Source organism: Streptosporangium sp. NPDC006013, from assembly GCF_040614275.1.
Taxonomy (GTDB): domain Bacteria; phylum Actinomycetota; class Actinomycetes; order Streptosporangiales; family Streptosporangiaceae; genus Streptosporangium.
In genome coordinates, this window is the sequence record NZ_JBEXUE010000797.1 from 1 (window position 1) to 2,652 (window position 2,652).

The window sequence follows — 2,652 nt, forward strand, 5'->3', positions numbered from 1 at the left end:
GCGCCGGGTCGGCCAACGCGATGCGCGACATCAAGGCGGGAACGGGGGTGCTGGAGGCGACGGTGACCTACAGCCCCACGATGGCCTCCTCGGCGATCAAGCTGGCCCGCCTGATCGCTCAGGGCAAGGGGATGAGCGACCTGGTGGAGAACCAGGTGCCCCAGTCGATCACCCTGGCCTCGGAGACGATCACCAAGGAGAACGTGGACGCCTACCTGCCGCTGGGATTCGAGTCCTGATGGCTCAGGCGGACGAGGCCGAGCCCGGACCGACGCCGTCACCGGGGCCGACGTCGGGAACGGCAGGGGGGGAACGCCCGAGGCTGGGTATCGGCATGGTCGGCTACGCGTTCATGGGCCGGGTGCACTCCCAGGCCTGGCGTAGCGCGCCGGCGTTCTTCGACCTGCCGGCCCGGCCGGTGATGGCGGCGCTGTGCGGCCGCTCGGCCGAGGGCACGGCGCGGGCGGCCGAGCAGCTGGGCTGGGCGGCGGTCGAGACCGACTGGCGCGAGCTGATCGCCCGTGAGGACGTCGACGTGGTCGACATCTGCACCCCCGGTGATTCGCACGCGCGGATCGCGATCGCCGCGCTGGAGGCCGGCAAGCACGTGCTGTGCGAGAAGCCGCTGGCCAACACGGTCGCCGAGGCCGAGGCCATGGCGGAGGCGGCACGGGCGGCCGCGGCCCGCGGGGTCTACGCGATGGTGGCGTTCAACTACCGGCGGGTGCCCGCGATCGCGCTCGCCGCCCGCTGGGTGGCCGAGGGGCGGCTGGGCGAGATCCGGCACGTGCGGGCGCAGTACCTGCAGGACTGGATCGTCGATCCGGACTTCCCGCTGGTGTGGCGGCTGCGAAAGGAGCTAGCCGGGTCCGGGGCGCTGGGCGACATCGGCGCGCACATCATCGACACCGCGCAGTTCATCACCGGTCAGCACCTGACGCAGGTCTCGGCGCTGACCGAGACCTTCATCACCCGGCGCCCGCTGGCCGAGACCTCGGCCGGGCTGTCGGCCGGCGTCGGCGGCGGTGCCGAGACGGGGGAGGTGGACGTCGATGACGCGGCGCTGTTCATCGGCAGGTTCAGCGGTGGCGCGCTGGCCTCGTTCGAGGCCACCCGGTTCGCCACCGGGCGTAAGAACGCGCTGCGCATCGAGATCAACGGCTCGGCCGCCAGCGTGGCGTTCGACTTCGAGGCCATGAACGAGCTCTGGTTTCACGACCACGCCCTGCCTGCCGAGGAGGCGGGGTTCCGCCGGGTGCTGGTCACCGAGCCGGGGCACCCGTACGCGGGGGCGTGGTGGCCACCGGGTCACGGCCTTGGCTACGAGCACACCTTCACCCACGAGGTGAAGGACTTCGTACAGGCGATCGCCTCCGGCACCGCGCCGTCCCCGTCGTTCGACGACGGGTTGCGGGTCCAGCGCGTGCTGGCCGCGGTCGAGCGCAGCGCCGCCGACCAGAGCCGGCTGACAGCGGTACGGCAGACGTGAGCGGGCCGGTCGCCGGTGTGGTGCGCCCACGCGCCGAGCGCGCGGGGGCGCCACCCGGCGCACGCCCCGGTGAGAACAGGTCCATCAACCGTGTGGAGGACGCATGAGCAGGCCGATCACCTTGTTCACCGGCCAGTGGGCCGATCTGCCCTTCGAGGAGGTCTGCCGGCTGGCCTCGGGCTGGGGATACGACGGGTTGGAGATCGCCTGCTGGGGCGATCACTTCGAGGTCGACAGGGCGCTGTCCGAGGACGGCTACATCGATCGCAAGCGGGAGATCCTGGCCAAGCACAACCTGGTCGTGCACGCCATCTCCAACCACCTGGTCGGCCAGGCCGTCTGCGACCATCCCATCGACGAGCGGCACAGGGCCATCCTGCCCGCCCGCGTCTGGGGTGACGGCGAGCCGGAACAGGTTCGCCGCAACGCCGCCGAGGAGATCAAGAACACGGCTCGGGCCGCGGCCAGACTCGGTGTGGACACCGTGGTCGGTTTCACCGGATCGTCCATCTGGCACACCGTGGCGATGTTCCCGCCGGTGCCGCCCGCGATGATCGAGGCCGGCTACGCCGATTTCGCCGCCCGGTGGAACCCGATCCTGGACGTCTTCGACGAGGTGGGGGTGCGTTTCGCCCACGAGGTGCATCCCAGCGAGATCGCCTATGACTACCACAGCACGGTGCGGACCCTGGAGGCCGTCGGGCACCGGCCCGCGTTCGGGCTGAACTGGGACCCCTCGCACATGGTGTGGCAGGAGATCGACCCGGTCGGCTTCATCCTGGACTTCGCCGACCGGATCTACCACGTCGACTGCAAGGACGCCAAGGTCCGCACCGGCGACGGCCGCCGCGGCCGGTTGGCCTCGCACCTGCCCTGGGGCGATCTGCGCCGGGGCTGGGACTTCGTCTCCACCGGCCGGGGCGACGTGCCGTGGGAGGACTGTTTCCGCGCGCTGAACGCGATCGGTTACACCGGGCCGATCTCCATCGAGTGGGAGGACGCGGGCATGGACCGCCTGGACGGCGCCCCCGACGCGCTGGCCGTGATCCGCAGGCTCAACGCCATCATATCACCGTTTTGTACGCCTCGCTGGCGAGTTTGATAGGAGCGTCACCGCGGTCTTCAACGATGCGATAGGGGGCTACCCCGGAAAGCGAACCCAG

Annotated in this window: 2 protein-coding genes and 1 pseudogene; all 3 read left to right on the forward strand. The window is 70.8% G+C overall.

The genetic code is table 11. From position 1 onward, the window contains the following. Positions 1–239: pseudogene (locus ABZ260_RS49610) on the forward strand (sugar ABC transporter substrate-binding protein); the annotation flags it as partial. 95 nt (positions 240–334) lie between these two features. Next, positions 335–1,489, forward strand: coding sequence for a Gfo/Idh/MocA family oxidoreductase (locus tag ABZ260_RS49615; RefSeq protein WP_355632545.1), 1,155 nt, complete (start codon positions 335–337; stop codon positions 1,487–1,489). Between the two features lie 103 nt (positions 1,490–1,592). Then, entirely contained in the window at positions 1,593–2,591 is a 999-nt protein-coding gene (locus ABZ260_RS49620; RefSeq protein ID WP_355632547.1) for a sugar phosphate isomerase/epimerase family protein, read from the forward strand. Positions 2,592–2,652: the final 61 nt, after the last annotated feature.